This window comes from Mesorhizobium sp. B3-1-6 (assembly GCF_006439555.1).
In the GTDB taxonomy this organism is placed as follows: domain Bacteria; phylum Pseudomonadota; class Alphaproteobacteria; order Rhizobiales; family Rhizobiaceae; genus Mesorhizobium.
This window is the reverse complement of the sequence record NZ_VFTM01000015.1, coordinates 19,021-39,422: the sequence shown is the minus strand read 5'-3', so window position 1 is coordinate 39,422 and position 20,402 is coordinate 19,021. Positions and strand designations below refer to the sequence as shown.

Here is a 20,402-nt window from a genome sequence, read left to right as displayed (position 1 = left end):
GATGGCGCGGCCGGTCAGACTGCTCAGCGTCGGCGCCTTCACCCTCGACACGATCCTTCGCGTCGAGGCGCTGCCCGCGCATCAAGGCAAGTTCATCGCCAGCGACGGTGTCCAGATCGCCTCCGGCATGGCGACGAGCGCCGCCTGCGCAGCGCGGCGCCTCGGCGCCGAGGTCTCGCTATGGGCTAGCGCGGGCGACGATCCGGTCGGCGACCAGTTGATCGCCGACATAGAGGCCGAACACGTCGACTGCAGCCTCATCCGCCGCGTCGCCGGCGCGCGGTCGGCGCTGGCCGCGATCCTGGTGGATGCGCATGGCGAGCGTGTCATCGTGCCCTTCTACGACAAAAAGGCGCAAGCCGATCCGGAGGCGCTGCCGCTCGCCGACCTTTCCGCCTTCGACGCCGTGCTGGTGGATGTCCGCTGGCCGGGCGCCGCGGCGCTTGCTCTGAGCGCGGCCAGATCGATCGGCCGCCCGGCGATCCTGGATGCCGACACCGCGCCCGTCGAGGTGCTGGAGCGGCTGCTGCCCTTGGCCTCGCACATCGTCGCCTCGGAGCCGGCGGCGCGCATCGTCTGCGGCCACGCGCTCGACCCCGAAGGCGCCTGCGCCGACCTTGCCTCGCGCACCGACGCCTTCGTCGCGGTGACCGGCGGCGCGGCAGGCACATGGTGGCATGACCGGGCGACCGGGCGCGTGCGCCATGTCGAGGCGCCGAAGGTCAAGGCTGTCGACACGCTCGCCGCCGGCGACGTCTTCCATGGCGCCTTCGCCGTCGGCCTCGCCGAGGCCATGCCCATGGAAGACGCCTTGCGCTTCGCCAGCGCCGCCGCCGCGCTCAAATGCCTGCGCTTCGGCGGCCGCCTCGGCGCGCCGGATCGAGACGAAACGCTAGCGATGATGGCGGCGCACTGGCCACCAGCCCGAGAAGGCAAAGGGAGCTGAGATTCAGGTCAGGCCGAGTCGAAAATGGTGGGTCCCGAGAACCGGAGCGGAGCGTACTTGAAGTAGGTGAGCACCGGAAGCGCAGGGAGCCGCCATTTGCAGGCCGGCCTCACCTGAACATCAGTTCCCTTTGGGATGCTCGACGGCCTGCCGACCGAAGTCCGGCACATCGATGTCTTGTCCGGCCTCGATGATCGAGCGGCGGACGGCGCGGGTGCGGGTGAAGAGATCGAAGAGCTTTTCGCCGTCGCCCCAGCGGATCGCCCGCTGCAGCGACGCCAGATCCTCCGAGAAACGCGCCAGCATCTCCAGAATGGCATCCTTGTTGTGCAGGCACACGTCCCGCCACATGGTGGGATCGGAGGCTGCAAGACGCGTGAAGTCGCGAAAGCCGGAGGCGGAATATTTGATGACTTCGCTCTTGGTCACCGCTTCCAAATCGTCCGCCGTGCCAACGATGTTGTAGGCGATGATGTGCGGCAGATGCGAAACGATCGCGAGCGTCATGTCGTGGTGCTGCGGGTCCATCGTATCGATGTTGGAGCCGCAACGCCGCCAGAATTCCGAAAGCTTCTCGAGCGCCGCGGGATCGGTGCCCGGCAGCGGCGTGAAGATGCACCAGCGGTTCTCGAAGAGGTCGGCGAAGCCGGCATCGGGTCCGGACTTTTCCGTGCCGGCCAGCGGATGGCCGGGGATGAAGTGCACGCCTTCCGGCACATGCGGCTGCATTTGCGCGATGACCGAGGCCTTGGTCGAGCCGACATCGGTAAGGATGGCGCCTTTCTTCAGCGTCGGCGCGATCTCGGCCGCGACTTCGCCGGACGAGCCGACCGGCACCGAGACGACGACGAGGTCGGCGTCACGCACCGCTTCGCTGGCATCCGTCGTGTAGGAATCGCCAAGACTTAGCTCCTCGGCGCGCTTCAGCGTCGATGCGCTGCGCGTCGCGATGGCGATATGGCGCGCCAGGTCCTCGCGGCGGATGACGCGGGCGAGCGACGAGCCGATCAGGCCGATGCCGACCAGCGCTATTTTCTCGAACATCGGTGATGCCATGGTGTTCTAGCTTTTCAGGAAGGTCTTGAGCGCGTCGATGACGCCGCGATTGGCCTCTTCTGTGCCGATGCTCATGCGCAGCGCATTGGGAAAGCCGTAGCCGGTCACGCGGCGCAGGATGTAACCGCGCGCACTGAGATAATCGTCCGCCGCCGCCGCCGAATGCTTCTTGCAGTCGGGAAAATGGATCAGCACGAAATTGCCGACGCTGGGCGTGACGCGCAGGCCGAGCCCGGTCAGCTCCGCGCTGAGCCAGGCCAGCCATTTCTCGTTATGCGTCGCGCTGCGCTCGATATGGGCGCGGTCGCGGATCGCGGCGATGCCGGCCTCGATCGCGGTGGCATTGACGTTGAACGGGCCGCGGATGCGGTTGATCGCATCGACGATATGCGCCGGCCCGTACATCCAGCCGATGCGCGCGCCGCCAAGGCCGAGCTTGGAGAAGGTGCGGGTCATCACCACGTTCTCGGAGCTGCCCGCCAGCTCGATGCCAGCTTCATAGTCGTTGCGCCGCACATATTCGGCATAGGCCGCGTCGAGCACCAGGAGCACGTCCTTCGGCAATGCCGCGTGCAGCCGGCGCACTTCCTGGAACGGCACATAGGTGCCGGTCGGATTGTTCGGATTGGCGAGGAACACGATCCGCGTCGCCGGCGTCACCGCAGCCAAAATCGCATCGATGTCGGCGCGCTCGTCGGTTTCCTTGACCGCCACCGGCTTGGCGCCCGCCGCCTGGATGTAGATCTTGTAGACCATGAAGGCGTGCTCGGTGAACACCGCCTCGTCGCCCGGCGCGAGATAGGTCTGCGCCAGAAGCCCGAGGATCTCGTCGGAGCCGTTGGAGCAGATGATGTTTGCCGGGTTCAGCCCATGCACTTCGGCGATCGCCTCGCGCAGCCGGCGGGCGGTGCCATCGGGATAGACGTCGAGCTTCGCCGCCACTTCGCGTGCGGCCTCGATCGCCTTCGGCGAGGGCCCGAGCGGATTTTCGTTCGACGACAGCTTGTAGACTTTCGTCACGCCGGCGGGCGCGGTGCTTTTTCCCGGCACATAGGCCTCGATGTCCATGATGCCCGCGCGGGGCGTCGGACGGGGCTGATCCTGCTTCATGTCACAAATCCGTCGAGAAGGCCTTCAAGGCCGCAGCGGAAATACAGGCCACGGGCTGGAATGTCGAGTGCCGGCGCCTGATGCATGCGGACCGCCCGCGAGGATCAGGGCCTTGAAATCACACCGGGCCCTCAGGAGCCAGTCATGACTTCGTCGAATCGACGAGGGCGCGGAACCCCTCCAACTCCTCTTCGGCAATGGCCGCGATCTCGGCCTTGCCGGGGTAGCTGCCGCCGTCGACCTCCTTGCGGAAGGCGGTGAGCGCGTCGATCCGGGCGTCGCGTACCTGCTGGTGCAACGCGGCCAGCTTGCCCCAGGCCCGCGCGTGGCGAGGGAGACGGGTCGACTCACCGCAGATGTCCGACGTGAACAGGAAGATGACGTCCGGCTCGGCGCCCGAGCCGAGCGACACGGTCACCAGCGAGGTGCGGCGGTGGATTTCCGCCATCAACACCGCCGGTATGATCTCGCACTCGACCGCGAAGGCGCCGGCATCCTCCAGTCGCCGGAACTGGTCCCAGAGCTCGACCGCCTCGGCCGCAGTCTTGCCGACCGCCCGGATGCCGCCGACCCAGGTCGATTTGCGCGGCACGAAACCGAGATGGCCCATGACCGGTATCCGTTCATTGGCCAGAATGCGGACCGTGTCGAAGCCGCGTCCGGTGATGACGGCGTCCGCGCCGGAGGTGATTGCCGAAAAAGCAGTGCGCAGGATCTCGTCGCCGGTCACCGCGTCGGCGAAGCCGAGCGCGGCCGTTACGAAGACGCGGCGCGACCCCTCGCGGACGCGGGCCACATTGGCCGCCCGGCAGACGACCATCTCGATGCCGGCCGCCTCGGCCGCGGCGGCCTCGTCCGCCGTCTCGGCGGTCACCTGGGCGACGCGGTGGCCAGCCTGCCGCAATGCGCGCAGGCCGGCCACCGTGATGCTCCGCTCGACCTCGCGGCCGCCGAAATCGAAGATCTTCGGCACGCTCAGCCCTTGAGTTTCTTGGCGTAGTAGTCGGGCGCGACAACGCCGGGCTTGGAGAACCAGGCCGGAACGTCGACACCGGAATAGAGCAGGATGTTGCCCCAGGGGTCGAAGGCGCCGGTGCGCACGATCACCTTGGCCTTGGCGGCCATCTCGCCGAGGATGGCCTCGTGCTTGACGGTTTCATGGTCGGCGTCCGGGAACAGGCGCTTCACCTTCGCGAGCAGCGGCGCGTTGTACACGGGCAGCGTGTCGGCATAGGCGACGCGTTCGGCGATCAAGTTGGCCGCGATCGGCGTCAGCACGGTCTCGAGATCGGGAACGTCGGGCGTGATGGCGAGGTCGATGCGCCATGCGCTCGACGGAATGGGAAAACCCGCGTCGCAGACGATCATCAGGTCGCCATGCCCCATGGAGGCGATGGCGTGAGCGAGTTCGGCGTTAAGCAGTCGGTTGCGGTTCACGGTTGCTCCTTCCATACGGTTTTCATGGCTTCGGCATAAAGCGCGTCGGCCTGGGCGCGCTGGGGCAGGCCGGGAATGACGCCGAGCCTGGTGCAGGCGATCGCGCCGCAGACGACGCCGAAACGCACGGCGTCGACGATGCCGCGGCCTTCGGCCAGCGCCATGGCGAAGCCCGAATTGAAGGCATCGCCCGCGCCGGTCGTGTCGGTGACCTCCACCGGCACCGCCGGCACCATGACGTCGATCTCGTCGGTCAGGATCAGCGCGCCGCTGCGGCCGAGTGTGACGACGACGTTGCGCACGCCGCGCCGCCGCAATTCCCGAGCGAGTTCGCGCGAGGACCTTGGGTCGTCGGCGGGCAGGCCGAGCAGGATGCGCAGTTCGCTTTCATTCGGAGTGAGGTAATCGACCCAGGCGAAGATCGTGTCCGGCAGCTGGCGCGCCGGCGCCGGGTTGAGGATCGTCCTTGCGCCATGCTTGCGGCCAAGCTCCATCGCCCGCGTGGCGGCGGCCGTCGGCACCTCCAGCACGGTCATGACGACATCGCTTTCGGCGATGCGCGCCTCGGCCGTGTCGACCGTGGCTGCGTCCATCAACTCGTTGGCGCCCATGTCGAGGATGATGAAGTTCTCGCCCTTGTCGTTGAGGATGATGAAGCCGACGCCGGTCGCCCGCTCCGTCCGCGTGCTCACAAGGCCGGTGTCGACGCCTTCGATTGCATAGAGATCGGTGGCGATGCTGGCGAGCTTGTCGGTGCCGAGGATGGCGAGCAGCGACGACGAAGCGCCCAGACGCGCCGTTGCGACGGCCTGGTTGGACCCCTTGCCGCCCGGACCCATGTCGAAATCGGTGCCGAGCATGGTTTCGCCGAAAATGGGCAGCTTGGGCGCCCGCATGGTCAGCCCGACCGCGAAGCTGCCGACGATGGTTATCTTTGGCTTGGTCATCCGCATTCCCGTCTCACGATGTCATGGCGCATGCGAGGATCGCCGTCTCGGTGATAGCCTGGCCGGTGAGTTCGCCCGACAGGCGGCCGTCGCGCAGCACAAGCACTCGTTCGGCATTCATGATCAACTCCGGTATCTCCGAAGAGATCATGACGATCGCCATGCCTTCGCCGGCGATGCCGCGTAGGATCGAGTAGATTTCCGCCTTGGCGCCGACATCGATGCCGCGTGTCGGCTCGTGCAGCACCAGCACGCGCGGATTGGTGACGAGGCTGCGGCCGAGGATGATCTTCTGCTGGTTGCCGCCCGAAAGCGTTCCCAGTTTCTGGCCGAGATGTGAAATCCGCGCATCGAGCCGCGCGACCTGGGCGCGGGCCTCGCGTTTCACCGCGCCGCGCCGCACGAAGCCGGCCAGCGAAAAGCGCGGCAGCGAGGCGGAGACGACATTGTCGGCCACGCTCATCTGCAGAAGGCCGCCGGAACCGCGCCGGTCGGCCGGAACGAAGGACATGCCGAGGCGGATCGCGGCAAGTGGATCGGCGCCGCGCAGTTCCTTGCCGTCGATGGTGACCTTGCCGCGCCGGGCGCAGAGCCCGAAAAGCGCGTCGCCAAGTCCGTCCTTGCCGGAATCGGGAAGTCCGCCGATGCCGAGGATCTCGCCGGCGCGCACGCTGAAGCTGACGTCCTCCAGCCCCGCCGCCTCGAGCTTCTCGACTGTCAGCACGGTGTCCTCGTCTTCAGGCCTGGGTTCGACCTGAAGCGACCATTGCATGGCGGCGTCGAGGTCGCGGCCGACCATGGCCCGGATGAGCTGGTCCTCCGACAGGCCTTCATTGTCCATCGTCACGATCGTGCGGCCATCGCGCATCACCGTGACGCGGTCTGCGATATCCAGCACCTCGCGCAGATGGTGCGATACGTAGATGATGGTCACGCCCTCGGCGCGGAGTTGCCTGACGACCTCGAACAGCCTTTCCGCTTTCGCGTTTGGAAAGCGCCGAATTCGGCTCGTCGAGCACGAGCACGCGGGCATTCTGGCGGATGGCGCCGGCGATTTCGACCAATTGCATCTCGGCGACCGAGAGGCGGCCGACCTTGGTGTCGGGGTCGAGGCCGCCCATGCCGAGCCGGGTGAGCGCATCGCGCGCCTCCCGCCGCATCATGTCGCGCGGCAGCAACGAAACGGCAGAGCGCGCCGCCATGTCCGACATCATGATGTTTTCGGCCACGCTCATCGTCGGGCAGAGCGCCAACTCCTGATAGACGACAGTGATGCCGTGGGCGCGGCTGTCGAGCGGGGAGGAAAGTTTCACTTCCCTGCCCTCGACCAGAAGCTTGCCACCATCGGGGCGCAGGTCCCCGGCCAGGATGTTCATCAGCGTCGACTTGCCGGCGCCGTTCTCGCCGATCACGGCGTGAACCTCGCCGGCCCGGAAGCCGACGGAAATACGGTCAAGCGCGAGCACACCGGGAAACCGCTTGGTTACGCCGGCGATCTCGACGATGTTTGCGAGGGAGGGGGCGGCCGTCATCGAGCTGGCTCGACGGGCCGGCGGGACCTGTGGCCCGCCGGCCCGTCACGCTGGCATTGTTACTTCTTGGCCACCTCGGCAATGTTCTCCTTGGTGTAGACGCCGACGCCGGTGTCGAGGTTCTCGATCGTCTGGCCCTTGAGGAACTGGACGAGGAGGTCGACCGCCGCGAAGCCCTGCTTTTCCGGAGCCTGGTCGATCGTGGCCTGCACATCGCCGCTCTGCACGAGCTGCACGGTCTGGTCGAGCAGGTCGAAGCCGACCACCTTCACCTTGTCGGCCGCCTTGTTGCGCTCGACCCAGGTGCCGGCGGCGGGAGTGGAGCAACACTCCAGCGACAGGACGCCGGAGATCGAGGGGTTCGCCAGCATGGCGTTCTCGATCGCCGAATAGATCTTCTGCGGATCGGTGCCGGTGTTCAGCGTGCTGACCACCTCTAAGCCGGGCTCGGCCTTCAGCGCCTCGCGCGCGCCTTTTTCACGGTCGAGCGACCACTGGGCGGCGGCGTCGATGGTGGTGATCATCACCTTGCCCTTGCCGCCGAGGACCTTGGCCATCAGTTTGCCGGCCTCACGGCCCGACTGCACGAGATCCTGCCCGGCGAAAGCCAGGCGCTTGCTTTCGGGATTGTCGGTGTTGAAGGTGACGACCGGGATACCGGCGGCGATCACCTTGTCGATCAGCGGCGCCAGCGCGTCGGTCGACACCGATGAAATCGCCAGGCCGTCCATCTTGCCCATCAGCGTCTCGATCTCGCTGATCTGGCCGTCGGCATCCGGCGCCGACCGGGCCGATGAACTGCGCGCTGACCTTGTCCTCGGTCGCCGCCCGCTGCACGCCGGCCTTCATGAACGGCGCGAATTCGTTCGAGACGTCATGGTAGGAAACGTAGATGTCGAGCGGCTGGCCTGCGGCGATCTTGGCCTTGATGCGATCGGCGAGCGAGAAATCGGCGAGCTTGGCCTCGGCATGCGCGAGCGTGGGCAGCAGGCTGAGCGCCGCCGCGAGAATGACGTGTCTGATTTTCATGGATAGTCCTCCCTTTTTTGTTTGGCTTGATTGCCCTCAGAGCATGATGCCGAAAGTGTGCAGCGGTTTTCGGACGACATCATGCTCTATCTCCCTGATTTGGAACCGGATTCAGATTTCAGGTTGATGCGGCCTGAAACCCGAATCCGGTTCTAGGCCGCGCGGCGCGTTGTCCATTTGTCGATGCCGACGGCGATGATGATGACGAGGCCGATCATCAGCTCCTGCACGAAGGGCGACACGCCCATCAGCACAAGGCCGTTGCGCATCACGCCGATGATCAGCACGCCGAGTATGGTTCCAAGGATGGTGCCTTCGCCGCCCGACAGCGAGGCGCCGCCGACGATGGCCGCGGCGATGACGTCGAGCTCCAGCCCGAGGCCGGTGCGGCCGGCCTGCCCGCTGGGCAGGAAGGCGAGGCTGAGGATGCCGGCGAAGGCGGCGAGCAGCCCCATCAGCACGAAAGCCCAGATCTTCACGGTGTTGACGGAAATGCCCGACACGCGCGCCGCTTTGGCGCTGCCGCCCACTGCATACACCCTGAAACCGAAGTTCGAATAGGAAAGCACCAGCCATGCCAGCACGGCGATGATGGCGAAGAACACGAGCTGCATCGGAATGATGCTGAACAGATAGCCCTGACCCATGAAGTTGAAGGTGTCGAGAACGTCGGGAAGCGCGCCGTTGCGCGCGTTGACGGTGACGGGCTGGCCGTTGGTCAGGATGAGCGCGGCGCCGCGGACGATGCTGAGCATGCCGAGCGTGGCGATGAGCGAGGGCAGGCGGCCGTAGGTGGACAGGGTACCGTTGATGACGCCGATGACGGCGCCGGCGAAGAGGCCGACCGCGAGCGCCGGCAACAACCCCCAGCCAGCGACGATCAGCATGCCGGTGGCAAGCCCCGAAAAGGCGTAGGTCGATCCGACGGACAGATCCACCTCGCCGGAGATCAGCACGAATGTCATGCCGACCGCCATGATCCCGAGCAGCGAAACCTGTCGGCCTATGTTCAAGAGGTTCAGCGACGTGAGGAAGCTGTCGGTCGCGAAGGTCAGGAACAAGCAGATCACGACCAGCGCGATGAACACGCCAGCCTCACGGACCCGCAAGAGTCGCGACAATTCAAACCGGCCTGCGGCTGCCGCGCGCGCGCCGCTCCTGACCGTATCGGCCATCCCATTCCTCCCTCGACGGCGGCGCGACGGCTGCAGCCGTCCGTCACTGTTCTTCATCTCCCCATCGATCCGCAGCCTGGGCCCAAGCCCGGTTCGATGTCCTCAAGGCCGGGCTTCTGCCCGGTCGTGCCTGCTCATGAAGCCTGCTGGAAAGAACCGGCAGGCACCTTGCGCAATTGTTCGTAGTTGCCGTATTCGCGCACCTTCTTGAAGGGCGCGTTCTCGACCGCGTTGTAGGAGCAGATATAGCCCCAACGATACGTGTCCGAGCGGTTCGCGTCCGAACGGTGCAGCAGGTTGCCGTCGAAGACCAGGGCGTCGCCCGCCTCCATCTCGACATAGATGTGCTCGAAGCGCTTCAGGGCAGCTTCCAGGTGCTCATGCTCGACATTGGTCTGCTCGTTCTCGCGGATATGATTGAGGCGGCCGAGCTTGTGCGTGCCCTTGAGCACCTGAAGGCAGCCGTTTTCGCGGGTCGCCTTGTCGAGCGCGACGTAGATGCTCATCATTTCCGGTGCCAGGCAGCCGTAATTGTACCAGTAGCCGAAGTCCTGGTGCCATTCCCATGCGCCGCCTTCGTTGGGCTGCTTCATCGTCATCTTGTGGCTGTAGAGGTAGATCGGCTTGCCGACGGCGTCCTCGGCCAGATCGACCATGCGTTCGTCGCGGGCCAGCAGGCCGTATTTGTCGTCCTCGGCCTTGGTCCACATCTTCAGCAGCGTGGTCTTGCCCTCCTTGTCGCCCTTGGACATCACGCCGCCCTTGCTCTGCTCCTCCGCGAGTTGCTTGCGGGCGTGGTCGCGAAAGTTGGCGACTTCACCGGCGCCCAGCAGGCCACGGCGAATGATGTAGCCGTCGCGCGCGTAAAGCTCGGCTTCATGTCTGGTCATCGCGAGCATCGATATTCTCCCTGGAACCCCAAAGCGTCCCGCGATGCGGCACGGGCGCCCCTGAACCTTTTTGAAGGCCTGGTTCCGATCCGTTTCCGGCCGGAAATCCCAGGCTCTTGAGGAGAATTTAGCCCCTCCGCCGCGGAACAAAATGGACAAAGGGAACGTATTTTTTGTATAAAACGCGCATGCACAAAAGAACGTCCGTAATTGAGAGTTTCCACTATGTGCCAGCCCCGGCCTGGACCCGCGCCGCGTTCAGCGTGCTGCGCGCCGGAAAAGTCGCCGCCGGACCGGATTACCGGATAGAACGCGCCGTCTATCCCGGACAGGACATCATCTACTGTCTTGCCGGCGCCGGCTATGTCGAAACGCTTGGGCAAAGGATAGACGTCGGGGCTGGTCAATTGGTCTGGATGGCGAACGAGGCTCCGCACGTCCATTCCGCCGATCCCCGGGATCCTTGGACGGTGCTTTGGTTCAGGCTGGACGGCCCGGAGCCCGCCATGCTGCGGCGCAAGCTGTTCGGAGAGGGCACGCCGCGCGCCAGCTTCGCCGAGGGAACAACTCCAGTCCCGTGGTTCGAGCGCCTGTTTGCCGCGTTGCGCCGCCGCGACGCCAGCCTCGATCTGCGCCTTTCGCAACTGGTTGCCGAATTCCTGCTCCTGATCGATCGCGCGTTGGCGGGGCCGGATAGCGACGACCTGCCGAAACCGCTCGCTTCCGGTATCGAAGCGATGCGCGGGGCGCTCGGTTTCGCATGGACCGCGTCGGCCCTGTCGGCCGTCACCGGGCTCGGGCCGTCGCAGACCCGGCGGATGTTTCAGCGCTATCTTCGCACCAGCCCGCATCAGTGGCTGATGCGCGAGCGGTTGATGCACGCGCAGTCGCTGCTTGTGCAGGACGACCAGCCGATCGCCGAGATTGCCGAGACATGCGGCTTTTGCGACGTCTATCATTTCGGTCGCGAATTCAGGCGATCCGTTGGCATTTCGCCTTCGGCCTGGCGGCGCAGCGAATTAGGTGTTGCGTCGAAGCGCTGAACAGATTCCGTGAAGGCGTCACACGGCTTTCCGGCAAGAAACTGCGACAAGACAAGGCAGGCCATGTGTTGGCTTGGCAGGAAATGGCCTGCTTGGGTGCGGTGAACCGACTGGAGCGCCGCGAGGGCTACCCGTTGACGAAGCGCTGCGCTGGTCCTAGAAGAACTGCCAGACTTCTCCGTGGTGATTTGGCCGGTCGGCTTGCAGCCACGTTAAACAACTCGCTAAAGGGCCGTTTGCAACCTGTAACCGGCTTTGCGACGGCAATGCCGGTTTTTTGTTGTCCGCCGCCGGCCGGACACCGCATCGGGACGAGACCGATGCGGGACAGGATGAGGATGGACATGGCCGCTCAGCGCGCTGCAAGGACCAAGGACGAGGCCGACCATCCGTCGAGCCCGGTGCTGCAGTTCGGCCTCGATAAGCCGCTGAAGCTCGACGCCGGCACCATCCTCTCGCCTTTCCAGATCGCCTACCAGACCTATGGCACGCTCAACGCCGCGCGCTCCAACGCCATCCTCGTCTGCCACGCGCTGACGGGCGACCAGCACGTCGCCAATACCAATCCGGTGACCGGCAAGCCTGGCTGGTGGGAAGTGCTGATCGGCCCAGGCAAGATCATCGACACCAACCGCTTCTTCGTCATCTGCGCAAACGTCATCGGCGGCTGTCTCGGCTCGACCGGCCCGGCCTCGACCAATCCGGCGACGGGCAAGCCTTATGGGCTCGACCTGCCGATCATCACCATCCGCGACATGGTGCGCGCGCAGGCGATGCTGGTCGATCATTTCGGCATCGAAAAGCTGTTCTGCGTGCTTGGCGGCTCGATGGGCGGCATGCAGGTGCTGGAATGGGCGGCGAGCTATTCGGAGCGTGTGTTCTGCGCCCTGCCGATCGCCAGCGGCGCCCGCCATTCCTCGCAGAACATCGCCTTCCATGAAGTCGGCCGACAGGCCGTCATGGCCGATCCGGAATGGCATGGCGGCAAATATCTCGATTTCGGCAAGCGGCCGGAAAAGGGGCTCGCCGTCGCGCGCATGGCCGCTCACATCACCTACCTTTCGGAAGCAGCGCTCCACCGCAAGTTCGGCCGCAATCTGCAGGACCGCGAGGCGCTGACCTTCGGCTTCGACGCCGATTTCCAGATCGAAAGCTATCTGCGCCACCAGGGCATGACCTTCGTCGACCGCTTCGACGCCAACTCCTACCTCTATCTGACCCGCGCGATGGACTATTTCGACCTTGCCGCCGATCACGGCGGGCGCCTCGCCGACGCCTTCGCCGGCACCAAGACGCGCTTTTGCCTGGTCTCCTTCACCAGCGACTGGCTGTTCCCGACCGAGGAGAGCCGGTCGATCGTGCATGCCTTGAACGCGGCGGGCGCTTCCGTCTCCTTCGTCGAGATCGAGACCGATCGCGGCCACGACGCCTTCCTGCTCGACGAGCCGGAACTGTTCGCGGCCATCAACGGCTTCATCGCGTCGGCCGCCCGCGCCAGGGGGCTCGGCGCATGACCCCGAACCGAAGGTCAGCGAACGCAGAAAGTTGCAGACTTTTCGGAGCCGGATCGCGCGCCATGCAGGAGGCAAGGCCATGAGCGTCAATCGCGCCCAGCGTGTCGACCTCGAGGTCGTCACCGATCTCATTCCGGCCAATTCGCGCGTCCTCGACGTCGGCTCGGGCGACGGCGTGCTTCTGGAACTCCTGCAGGAGACCAAGCAGGTCGACGGCCGCGGGCTGGAACTGTCGCAGCGCGGCGTCAATGAATGCGTGGCGCGCGGGCTATCGGTTATCCAGGGCGACGCCGACACGGATCTGAAATTCTACGCCGACAAGGGCTTCGACTTCGTCGTGCTGTCGCAGACGCTGCAGGCGACGCGCAACCCGAAGGTCGTGCTCGACGAGCTGCTTCGGATCGGCAACCGCGCCATCGTCTCCTTCCCCAATTTCGGCCACTGGCGCGTGCGCTTTTCGCTGCTGATCAAGGGCAGAATGCCGGTCACCAAGGACCTGCCCTACTCCTGGTACGACACGCCCAACATCCATTTCTGCACCATTCGCGACTTCGTCAACCTGTGCGAGGAACTCGGCGCGACGGTCGAGAAAGCGACCGCGCTCGACGCCAACGGCCAGAAGATCGGCCTGTCGATGCCCTGGTGGTTCTGGAACTTCTTCGGCCAGCAGGCGGTGTTTTTGTTGAGGCGCTGACGATGGCTTCGCCCCGGGCTTTTTGCTAAGCCTCGTGCCGGGCGGAGTGGAACATGATGGCGGAACGACCAACCTATTCGGTTGTCCTCGAGATGGAGAATGCCAACTTCATCGACTGGGCTGAGGTCAGCGTAGGGTTGAACGCGCTCGCACGCGAGATTGCCTCGGTTTCCGAAGCCGGCATGGCCAGGCCCACGGTCATCTTATCGCATGCCGGAGAGCCATCCGACGGCGATTTGCTGCGCAGCAGCTTCGAGGCCGAAGCACCCTACTTGGGTCAAGCCGCCGAGCTGGTCTTCGCGGCCTGTGCCGGTGGCCGCTACTACGATCTCAAGAACAATGGCGTCCTTTTGACCGAAGCCGACATCGTGGTTTTCGTCGACTCGGATTCGGTTGCCGAACCAGGTTGGCTTTCAGGCCTGTTGACGCCCTTCAAACGGCCGGAAACCGTCTGCGTGAACGGCTACACCTATCTTTTGCACGACGATTTCTTCTCGCGGACCTTTGCTTTGCTCTGGTTCTTTCCCCTGGCCGAAGGGGACAAAAAATTTGCAGCCAAACGCGCGCTGAACGCCAACAACATCGCCTTTCGGCACGACTGGATATCCAGCCACCCATTTCCAGCACACAACGGCTTCAAGGTCTCCTGCACGCTGCTGATGCATGAGCTTTGGAGCGAAGGCCACAAGATAGTCAATGTGGACGCGCGCGTTCACCACTATTCCCCGCGCGGCTGGCGGTTCTTCTTTTGGCGCGCTCTGGTGACCGGCAGGGACGCCGATCGAAAATTCGTCGAGCTTCACGCGCCTGGCAGGGTTCAGCGTATCGTCAAATCATTCACGCGCTGGGGGACAATGTCGTGGCGCACGCTGCGGCGCGTGGTCAACTTCGCACCGCAGACCGGCATGCCGGCCTGGCAAATTCCCTTCGCGGCGATTGTTGGCCTGACGTTCTACACTTTCGCGTTTCTCGGCCATTTCAGCCTGGCGGTGGGGCTCGTTCGCGACGAGCCTGAAATCGTGCCCGACTATGTCGTGCACAGTTAGAGCAATTCCAGGAAAAGTGTGAGCGGTTTTCCGTCCGGAATTGCGTAGAAACAAAGAATAGAGCGGTTCGCCGTTTCCGTGAAACGGTGAAACGCGCTAGGGCAATTCCAGGAAAGGCGCGCTGTTCTGCTAGCCAAGCACATCCATAGCCTTGTGCGGATGCTCGACGCCGTCGACGAAGATCACGTCGGATTCAGAATTGTGGGTGCGCAACTCGAGGTTCTGTTGATACTGATACGCGCGCGACCGGTACCAGTCCCGCACATGCTGGCTGTCGGGGAATTCGATGACGATCAGATGCCCGGGCCAGTTGTTTTCGACGACCTCGACATCGCCGCCATGGACGACGAAGCGTCCGCCGAACGGCGCCAGCGTGGCGTCGATCTACTCCAGATACTCGATCATCCAGGGACCCGGCGTGACTTGGCGCATGTGGGCAACGGCGTAGGCGGTGATGAGCCTGCTCCTTCATGGGACTGAAGCCGATCGGCCGGCCTCGTGGGGTCATCATGCAAAAGTCAGGTGGTCCGGTCGATTACCTTGGACGTCATCGAGACAACGCCGACCCCTTAGCCATCGCCCGGCGGGCTGTCGCATAGCCAGAACGTCGATTGTGTTGCCATCAAACCGCAATGTTGCGGAAAAGCCACTAATTCGGCGTTTCTCGGATAGCTTTGCGTGACACAAGCGTGGCTTTTCTGTAGCGTCTGTCGCAAATCAGAGGTGGGACGCGAGGATAGCCATCAGACCCATCCGACAAACGCTAGATCCGACCGGCAGTGGCAGCCCGATGTCGAACCAGGACGCTCCGCTGATCTCTGTGATCACGCCGACCCACAACCGGCGCAGCCAGGTCGTGCGCGCGGTGGAAAGCGTTCTGGCGCAGACACTTACCCGCTTCGAGCACATCGTGGTCGACGACGGTTCGACCGACGGGACGGCCGCCGCGTTGGCCGAAATCCGCGACCCGAGGCTGATCTATGTCGGCGCCAAATGGCGCGGCGCCAATGCCGCGCGCAATGCGGGCATTGAGCGCGCCCGGGCGCCGGTCGTGACCTTCCTCGATTCGGACGACGTCTATCTGCCCGATCGGCTGGAGCGGACGCTGGCGCGCTTCGACCAGAATCCCTCGCTCGAAGTTCTCATCAGCTCGTTCTTGTCGCTGAAAGGCAGCCGCAGCACCAAATGCATCAATCGCGACGCTTTCCTCGATAAGAGCACGCTGCAGCGTGCCCTGGTCTCGCAGACCATCTTCATTGCCGGCTCGGCGATCACCGCAAGGCACGAGTCGCTGCTCGCGATCGGCGGCTATGACAGCGACATCACGCGCATGCAGGATCGCGAATTGCTGCTGCGCTTTGCCCAGCGCAGCGGCGCCTTGCTGTCCGAGGATATCGACTGGAAGAAGTACAATTCGGAGAATTCCATCTCCGGCCGCCGCGACGGCTATGTCGAGGCCTACGCCAGTCTGATCGACAAGCATCCTTATATCGCCGACCGCTATCCCGACGTTCCGCCTTACATGATTGCGCGCCAGATCATCGCCGATATCCTCAAGGGCAGGTTGCCGCAGGCGTTTTCGGGCTATCACGCCAACCGGTCGTCCAAGTCGCTCGGCTACTCGCCCGCCGAACTCTTGCGCGGCTATGTCGTCGGCCGCCGCTGGCGGCGCGACTGCTACGACGAGTTCCGCGCCAAATATGGCGCCCGGGCGGTCTGATTGCCTCCTTGACGCGACGCCGACGAAAACCGCTGCACACTTTTCCGTCAGGAACTGCGTGAAAACAAAGAGATAGAGCCGTTTTCCGCGGAACGGTGAAACGCCCTATGCTTCAGTGGTTTCCTTCTTGCGGCGAGCCGCCGGAGGCGGTGGTTCGATCGCCCCGGCCCTGACTCGCGCGGGTTTCAGCGCCGGCGCGCCGGTATCCTTGACGATGTTCAGCGAGCGCGGAAAAAACTGATTGTTGTGCTGACCACGTCCGATATTGACGATCGCGGTTTCGGGCAGGCGCTTCTGAAGCATGGCCAGAACCCGCCGCAACGTCGGCCCGTCGAACGCGTCAAGCGCCTCGTCGATGATCACCCATTTCGGCTTGCGCAAGGCGAGCCTGGCGAAGGCCAGCGCCCGTTGTTCGTCGTCGCTGAGCTCGCGTTCCCAGCGCCCGGGATGATCAAGGGCGGTTGCCAGCCGGTCGAGGCCGACCTCGGCAAGCACCGCCGCGATCTCGGCATCGCCGGCCGGGGCTTCGCCGTTCGGATGATCGAGCACCTCGCGCAGCGTGCCGGCCGGGAAATAAGGCACGCGCGGCACGAAGATGGGGGTCTCGCCGGCCGGCAGGCCGATCCGGCCGCTCCCCCATGGCCACAGGCCGGCGATGGCCCGGAAGAACAATGTCTTGCCGGCGCCCGGCTCGCCGGTGATCATGACGCGCTCGCCGGCGTGGATCTCGACGTCCGTCTGGGCAAGCTTGGTGCAGCCTTCCGGCGAAGCCACCTCAAGCGTGTCGAAGGTCAGGCTGCCATTGGCGTTTTCGCCGAACCGGATGCGTTTTTCCGTGTCATGCAGCGCGTCGGTTTCGGTGAGCGCGATGCGGAAGTCGGCCACCCGCATCAGCGTCGCGCGCCAGTCGGCGATGCTGCCGATATTGTTGATGAACCAGCGCAGGGACGAATGAACCTGGTTGAAGGCGCCGACCGCCATCATCAGCCCGCCGAACGAGATGTCGCCCGAGAAATAGACCGGCGAAGCCACCAGGATGGGCGCCACCACCGTTATCCAGCCATAGGTGTCGGTCACCCAGGATAGGTTGATCTGCGCGGTGAAGATGCGCCGCATGGCGCCCAGCACCGTGCCGAGGTCGAGCTCGAGCCGGCGCCGGGCATCGGGCTCGCCATGATAGAGCGCGATCGCGTCGACATTCTCATTCACCCGCACCATGGAGGAGCGCAGCTCCGCTTCGCGGGTGTAGCGCTCGCTGTTGAGACTGATCAGCGGACGCCCGACCAGCCAGCTCAGCCACGAGGCGATGCCGGCATAGAGGAACGCGGCCCACACCATGTAGCCCGGTATCGCCAACGAATAGCCGCCGACGTGGAAGATGAAGCCGGAAGACAGCTGCCACAGCACGCCGATGAAGGAAACAAGCAGGATGAACGACTGCAGCAGGCCGACGCCGAGATCCGTCGACAGGTCCGACAAGTGAGCGGCATCCTGCTGCATGCGCTGGTCGGGATTGACCCCGATGGCGCCAGCATTGGCCAGCCGGAAGGCACGCGCCGGTCGCATCCATTGATCGATCAGGTCCAGCGTCAGCGCCTCGCGCAGCCGCAGGCGGATCATCTGGTTGAGCCAGGTCTGGCCGATATTGAGCACCAGAAGCCCGCCGGCGATCATCGCGAAGATCAGAAGCTGGTGCAGGAAAGCAGCCATGTCGCGCCGGGCCAGCGCATCGTAGAAAGGCTGGTTCCAGCGGTTGAGCAGAACCTGTCCGATCGAGGTTGCGATGATGACCGCGACGATGCCTATGGAGACCCAGGCAAGTTGCCTGCGCACCGGCGAGGCCTTCAACCCCAGCTTGATCGTCGCCACCTGGTCGGCGAGGCTGCTCGCCTCGACCGAGACGGCGGCCTTTTTTGGGCCTGGTTTTTTATCGGTCTGGTTGTCCATGAAGGATATTCCTGGTTTCCTCGGCGGTCACGAACACCGCGCCAAGCGAGCATTCCTCAGATCGAGCATGCCCTCAGATAGGGTGACGATCGCTGCGCGATGCAAGGCGCGGCGGCGATCACGAACGCGTCACAGGGCCAGGCGCGCCATCGGCCGCGTGCCGGCCAAGCCGCGTTGCCCCCTGCGGCGAGAAGACCGGCACGAAGACGCGGCGCGAAGCGCGCTGCGCGACCGGCACGCCCTGATAGAGCCGCTTCTGCGCCTCGACGACGATGACGCCGGAAAAAATCGGCCAGAACCGCCGGCCGGCTCTCTCCAGCACATTGTGGAAACGCATCATGAAACGCCGCGGCGACGGCGGGAAGAACAGCGCGTCGCTCCATGTCGCCGGGGTGAAATTCGCCTCGCGCAGCAATTCGGTCAACTGGCCGCGCGAGAACGGCCGGCCATTGCCGAAGGGCGTGTGCTCGAACCGCGCCCAGACACCGCGCCGGTTGGGCACGACAATGACGACCCTGCCCGCCGGCGACAGCACGCGCCAGATCTCGTTCAGCGTCTCGCGCGGGTTTTCGGCATGTTCGAGCGAGTGCACCAGGAGCACGCGGTCGATGCAGGAATCGACCAGCGGCAGCTCCTCGTCGAAGACCAGCGCCGTCGCCGCCGGTCCGTTGGCCGGCCACACCACCGCGCCCTGCGTCGCCGGCATGAAGGCGAAGACGCGCTCGGCATCGGCGCCGAAGCGTTCCAGCCATGGCAGCGTATAGCCGAGGCCGACCAGCCGCTCATTGGGCACGGTTGCCCATATGGACGACAACGCCATGGTGATCGAATGCTCGGCCAGGCGGCCGAGCGTGGACGAGTAGAAGGAGCGCAGGTCGACGATATCCGAATGCATGCGCGGGACGGTAGCCGTGAAGCCTGCCAAGTTCAACAAAGGCACCCGGTTCAACAAACGCACCCGGTTCAACAAACGCGCCAGACTCAACAAACGCGGATGACATCGGCGCCCGCCCGCCCTATGTCTGCGACGACAAAGGGAGACATGCGATGCCGGTCGAAATCGAGCAGTTCATGTGCCGCACCGACAATTTCGGCGTGCTGGTCCACGATTCGAAGAGCGGTGAGACGGCGATCATCGACGCGCCGGAAGAGGCGCCGATCCTGGCCGCGATCAAGCGCACCGGCTGGACGCCGACATTGATCCTCACCACGCACCATCATGCCGACCATGTCGAAGCCAATCTGGCGCTGAAGGAGCGCTTCAAATTGCGCATCGTCGGCCCGGAAGCCGAAAAGGCGAAAATCCCCGGCATCGACGAGACGGTTGGCCAGGGTTCGGTCGTGCGCCTTGGCGAGGAAAGGATCGAGGTCATCGAGACGCCCGGCCATACCGCTGGCCATGTCTCTTATTATTTGCCGGCCTCGAAGGTGGCCTTCACCGCCGACACGCTGTTTGCGCTGGGTTGCGGCCGCCTGTTCGAATGCAAGCCGCCGGTCATGTATGAATCGCTGAAGAAACTGGCGGCGCTGCCGGCGCAAACCGCCATCTATTGCGGCCACGAATACACCTTGGCCAATGCCCGCTTCGCGGTGACGGTCGACCCGGGCAATCCGCTGCTGAAGCAGCGCGCGGCTAAGATCGAAGCGCTGCGCGCCGACAACAAGCCGACGCTGCCGACGACAATCGGCGAGGAACTGTCGACCAATCCGTTCCTGCGCTGGCACGACCCGGGGATCCGCAAGCATCTCGGCATGGAGAAAGCCTCGGACGCCGAGGTCTTTGCCGAGATCCGCAAGCGCAAGGATAATTTTTGAGGCATGTCGCCCAAAAGTGTGCGGCGGTTTTGGGATAACGACATGCATCAAGACAAAGGATGCCAATGACCACCAGTGCCGCCGAGATCATCGCAACGTTAGGCCTCAAGCCGCATCCCGAGGGCGGCTGGTATGCCGAGACCTTTCGCGACGCCGCGGGCGGCTCGCGCGGTCATTCGACCGCGATCTATTTCCTGCTCGAGCAGGGCCAGCTTTCGGCCTGGCACCGGGTGAAGGACGCGGCCGAGGTCTGGCACTTTTATGCCGGCGCGCCGCTGGCGCTGTCGATGCATGAGAAAGGCACGGGCGTGGTCATCGAGCAGGTGCTGGGCACGGCCCTTGCCGCCGGCGAACGGCCGCAGATCGTCGTGCCGGCCGGCTGGTGGCAATCGGCGCGCAGCCTCGGCGAATGGACGCTGGTCGGCTGCACCGTGGCGCCGGGCTTCGATTTCGCCGCCTTCGAGCTGGCCGAGCCGGGCTGGCAGCCGAAGATCGCCTAGC

22 protein-coding genes and 1 riboswitch are annotated in these 20,402 nt (G+C 64.6%); of the genes, 9 read left to right on the top strand and 13 right to left on the bottom strand.

Going from position 1 to position 20,402, the window contains the following annotated elements; all coding sequences use genetic code 11:
• The first annotated feature begins 1 nt into the window (after position 1).
• A complete protein-coding gene (locus FJ414_RS15125) occupies positions 2 to 946 on the top strand; it encodes a sugar kinase (protein ID WP_140645175.1) in 945 nt (314 codons plus the stop codon).
• A gap of 120 nt (positions 947 to 1,066) precedes the next feature.
• Here the strand turns inward: FJ414_RS15125 and FJ414_RS15120 are convergent, their stop codons facing one another.
• From FJ414_RS15120 to FJ414_RS15090, 8 genes are all read right to left on the bottom strand, one after another.
• Positions 1,067 to 2,002: a prephenate/arogenate dehydrogenase family protein gene (locus tag FJ414_RS15120; RefSeq protein WP_181181626.1), complete on the bottom strand. Its 936-nt coding sequence runs from the start codon at positions 2,000 to 2,002 to the stop codon at positions 1,067 to 1,069.
• Positions 2,003 to 2,008: 6 nt separating this feature from the next.
• Positions 2,009 to 3,112, bottom strand: a complete 1,104-nt coding sequence (gene hisC, locus FJ414_RS15115; protein WP_140645173.1) for a histidinol-phosphate transaminase — start codon at positions 3,110 to 3,112, stop codon at positions 2,009 to 2,011.
• 142 nt (positions 3,113 to 3,254) lie between these two features.
• Complete coding sequence (locus FJ414_RS15110) at positions 3,255 to 4,085, bottom strand: 3-methyl-2-oxobutanoate hydroxymethyltransferase (protein WP_140645172.1); 831 nt, start codon at positions 4,083 to 4,085, stop codon at positions 3,255 to 3,257.
• A gap of 2 nt (positions 4,086 to 4,087) precedes the next feature.
• Positions 4,088 to 4,549 carry a D-ribose pyranase gene (gene rbsD, locus FJ414_RS15105; protein ID WP_140645171.1) on the bottom strand — a complete coding sequence of 154 codons (462 nt, stop codon included), beginning with the start codon at positions 4,547 to 4,549 and terminating at the stop codon, positions 4,088 to 4,090.
• Positions 4,546 to 5,496, bottom strand: coding sequence for a ribokinase (locus FJ414_RS15100; protein ID WP_246672407.1), 951 nt, complete (start codon positions 5,494 to 5,496; stop codon positions 4,546 to 4,548). The genes rbsD and FJ414_RS15100 overlap by 4 nt, the downstream gene beginning before the upstream one ends.
• Before the next feature lie 13 nt (positions 5,497 to 5,509).
• Complete coding sequence (locus FJ414_RS31805) at positions 5,510 to 6,430, bottom strand: ATP-binding cassette domain-containing protein (RefSeq protein ID WP_246672406.1); 921 nt, start codon at positions 6,428 to 6,430, stop codon at positions 5,510 to 5,512.
• Positions 6,327 to 6,908, bottom strand: a complete 582-nt coding sequence (locus tag FJ414_RS31800; protein ID WP_246672405.1) for an ATP-binding cassette domain-containing protein — start codon at positions 6,906 to 6,908, stop codon at positions 6,327 to 6,329. Before FJ414_RS31800 ends, FJ414_RS31805 begins: the two co-directional genes overlap by 104 nt.
• Before the next feature lie 179 nt (positions 6,909 to 7,087).
• The gene (locus FJ414_RS15090; protein WP_246672404.1) at positions 7,088 to 7,768 is read right to left on the bottom strand and encodes a sugar ABC transporter substrate-binding protein; all 681 of its coding nucleotides are present in this window, start codon (positions 7,766 to 7,768) and stop codon (positions 7,088 to 7,090) included.
• Here FJ414_RS15090 and FJ414_RS31795 point away from each other — a divergent pair.
• The gene (locus FJ414_RS31795; RefSeq protein WP_246672403.1) at positions 7,761 to 8,063 is read left to right on the top strand and encodes a hypothetical protein; all 303 of its coding nucleotides are present in this window, start codon (positions 7,761 to 7,763) and stop codon (positions 8,061 to 8,063) included. The genes FJ414_RS15090 and FJ414_RS31795 overlap by 8 nt on opposite strands.
• 146 nt (positions 8,064 to 8,209) lie before the next feature.
• Here FJ414_RS31795 and FJ414_RS15085 read toward each other — a convergent pair whose 3' ends face one another.
• Both FJ414_RS15085 and FJ414_RS15080 read right to left on the bottom strand, forming a co-directional pair.
• Positions 8,210 to 9,232 (bottom strand): ABC transporter permease, encoded by a 1,023-nt coding sequence (locus tag FJ414_RS15085; RefSeq protein WP_140645169.1) that lies wholly within the window; start codon positions 9,230 to 9,232, stop codon positions 8,210 to 8,212.
• 134 nt (positions 9,233 to 9,366) lie between these two features.
• Positions 9,367 to 10,122: a phytanoyl-CoA dioxygenase family protein gene (locus tag FJ414_RS15080; RefSeq protein ID WP_226892106.1), complete on the bottom strand. Its 756-nt coding sequence runs from the start codon at positions 10,120 to 10,122 to the stop codon at positions 9,367 to 9,369.
• 188 nt (positions 10,123 to 10,310) lie between these two features.
• Between FJ414_RS15080 and FJ414_RS15075 the strand changes: the two genes are divergently transcribed.
• From FJ414_RS15075 to FJ414_RS15060, 4 genes are all read left to right on the top strand, one after another.
• A complete protein-coding gene (locus FJ414_RS15075) occupies positions 10,311 to 11,165 on the top strand; it encodes an AraC family transcriptional regulator (RefSeq protein ID WP_140645167.1) in 855 nt (284 codons plus the stop codon).
• Between the two features lie 170 nt (positions 11,166 to 11,335).
• Positions 11,336 to 11,413, top strand: a riboswitch (SAM riboswitch).
• 96 nt (positions 11,414 to 11,509) lie between these two features.
• On the top strand, positions 11,510 to 12,679 hold the full coding sequence (locus FJ414_RS15070) for a homoserine O-acetyltransferase (RefSeq protein ID WP_140645166.1): 1,170 nt from the start codon (positions 11,510 to 11,512) through the stop codon (positions 12,677 to 12,679).
• Between the two features lie 79 nt (positions 12,680 to 12,758).
• Positions 12,759 to 13,373 (top strand): methionine biosynthesis protein MetW, encoded by a 615-nt coding sequence (gene metW, locus FJ414_RS15065; RefSeq protein WP_140645165.1) that lies wholly within the window; start codon positions 12,759 to 12,761, stop codon positions 13,371 to 13,373.
• 53 nt (positions 13,374 to 13,426) lie between these two features.
• Positions 13,427 to 14,419, top strand: a complete 993-nt coding sequence (locus tag FJ414_RS15060; RefSeq protein ID WP_140645164.1) for a glycosyltransferase — start codon at positions 13,427 to 13,429, stop codon at positions 14,417 to 14,419.
• A gap of 129 nt (positions 14,420 to 14,548) precedes the next feature.
• On the opposite strand, the gene FJ414_RS15055 is transcribed toward FJ414_RS15060, so the two are convergent.
• Positions 14,549 to 14,791 (bottom strand): DUF1330 domain-containing protein, encoded by a 243-nt coding sequence (locus FJ414_RS15055; RefSeq protein WP_348640003.1) that lies wholly within the window; start codon positions 14,789 to 14,791, stop codon positions 14,549 to 14,551.
• A gap of 418 nt (positions 14,792 to 15,209) precedes the next feature.
• Here FJ414_RS15055 and FJ414_RS15050 point away from each other — a divergent pair, with 418 nt between their 5' ends.
• On the top strand, positions 15,210 to 16,139 hold the full coding sequence (locus tag FJ414_RS15050) for a glycosyltransferase family A protein (RefSeq protein ID WP_140645163.1): 930 nt from the start codon (positions 15,210 to 15,212) through the stop codon (positions 16,137 to 16,139).
• Positions 16,140 to 16,244: 105 nt separating this feature from the next.
• Here the strand turns inward: FJ414_RS15050 and FJ414_RS15045 are convergent, their stop codons facing one another.
• Both FJ414_RS15045 and FJ414_RS15040 read right to left on the bottom strand, forming a co-directional pair.
• Positions 16,245 to 18,086 carry an ABC transporter ATP-binding protein/permease gene (locus tag FJ414_RS15045; protein WP_140645162.1) on the bottom strand — a complete coding sequence of 614 codons (1,842 nt, stop codon included), beginning with the start codon at positions 18,084 to 18,086 and terminating at the stop codon, positions 16,245 to 16,247.
• Between the two features lie 118 nt (positions 18,087 to 18,204).
• Positions 18,205 to 18,981 (bottom strand): methyltransferase domain-containing protein, encoded by a 777-nt coding sequence (locus FJ414_RS15040; protein ID WP_140645161.1) that lies wholly within the window; start codon positions 18,979 to 18,981, stop codon positions 18,205 to 18,207.
• Between the two features lie 152 nt (positions 18,982 to 19,133).
• Between FJ414_RS15040 and gloB the strand changes: the two genes are divergently transcribed.
• Positions 19,134 to 19,901 (top strand): hydroxyacylglutathione hydrolase, encoded by a 768-nt coding sequence (gloB, locus tag FJ414_RS15035; RefSeq protein ID WP_140645160.1) that lies wholly within the window; start codon positions 19,134 to 19,136, stop codon positions 19,899 to 19,901.
• Positions 19,902 to 19,966: 65 nt separating this feature from the next.
• On the top strand, positions 19,967 to 20,401 hold the full coding sequence (locus tag FJ414_RS15030) for a cupin domain-containing protein (protein WP_140645159.1): 435 nt from the start codon (positions 19,967 to 19,969) through the stop codon (positions 20,399 to 20,401).
• Position 20,402 lies beyond the last annotated feature (1 nt).

Coding starts and splice junctions, on each gene's coding strand:
- FJ414_RS15125 (WP_140645175.1), top strand. CDS start 2: ATGGCGCGGCCGGTCAGACTGCTCAGCGTCGGCGCCTTCACCCTCGAC.
- FJ414_RS15120 (WP_181181626.1), bottom strand. CDS start 2,002: ATGGCATCACCGATGTTCGAGAAAATAGCGCTGGTCGGCATCGGCCTG.
- hisC (WP_140645173.1), bottom strand. CDS start 3,112: ATGAAGCAGGATCAGCCCCGTCCGACGCCCCGCGCGGGCATCATGGAC.
- FJ414_RS15100 (WP_246672407.1), bottom strand. CDS start 5,496: ATGACCAAGCCAAAGATAACCATCGTCGGCAGCTTCGCGGTCGGGCTG.
- FJ414_RS15090 (WP_246672404.1), bottom strand. CDS start 7,768: ATGGGCAAGATGGACGGCCTGGCGATTTCATCGGTGTCGACCGACGCG.
- FJ414_RS15085 (WP_140645169.1), bottom strand. CDS start 9,232: ATGGCCGATACGGTCAGGAGCGGCGCGCGCGCGGCAGCCGCAGGCCGG.
- FJ414_RS15080 (WP_226892106.1), bottom strand. CDS start 10,122: ATGACCAGACATGAAGCCGAGCTTTACGCGCGCGACGGCTACATCATT.
- FJ414_RS15075 (WP_140645167.1), top strand. CDS start 10,311: ATGCACAAAAGAACGTCCGTAATTGAGAGTTTCCACTATGTGCCAGCC.
- FJ414_RS15070 (WP_140645166.1), top strand. CDS start 11,510: ATGGCCGCTCAGCGCGCTGCAAGGACCAAGGACGAGGCCGACCATCCG.
- metW (WP_140645165.1), top strand. CDS start 12,759: ATGAGCGTCAATCGCGCCCAGCGTGTCGACCTCGAGGTCGTCACCGAT.
- FJ414_RS15060 (WP_140645164.1), top strand. CDS start 13,427: ATGATGGCGGAACGACCAACCTATTCGGTTGTCCTCGAGATGGAGAAT.
- FJ414_RS15050 (WP_140645163.1), top strand. CDS start 15,210: ATGTCGAACCAGGACGCTCCGCTGATCTCTGTGATCACGCCGACCCAC.
- FJ414_RS15045 (WP_140645162.1), bottom strand. CDS start 18,086: ATGGACAACCAGACCGATAAAAAACCAGGCCCAAAAAAGGCCGCCGTC.
- FJ414_RS15040 (WP_140645161.1), bottom strand. CDS start 18,981: ATGCATTCGGATATCGTCGACCTGCGCTCCTTCTACTCGTCCACGCTC.
- gloB (WP_140645160.1), top strand. CDS start 19,134: ATGCCGGTCGAAATCGAGCAGTTCATGTGCCGCACCGACAATTTCGGC.
- FJ414_RS15030 (WP_140645159.1), top strand. CDS start 19,967: ATGACCACCAGTGCCGCCGAGATCATCGCAACGTTAGGCCTCAAGCCG.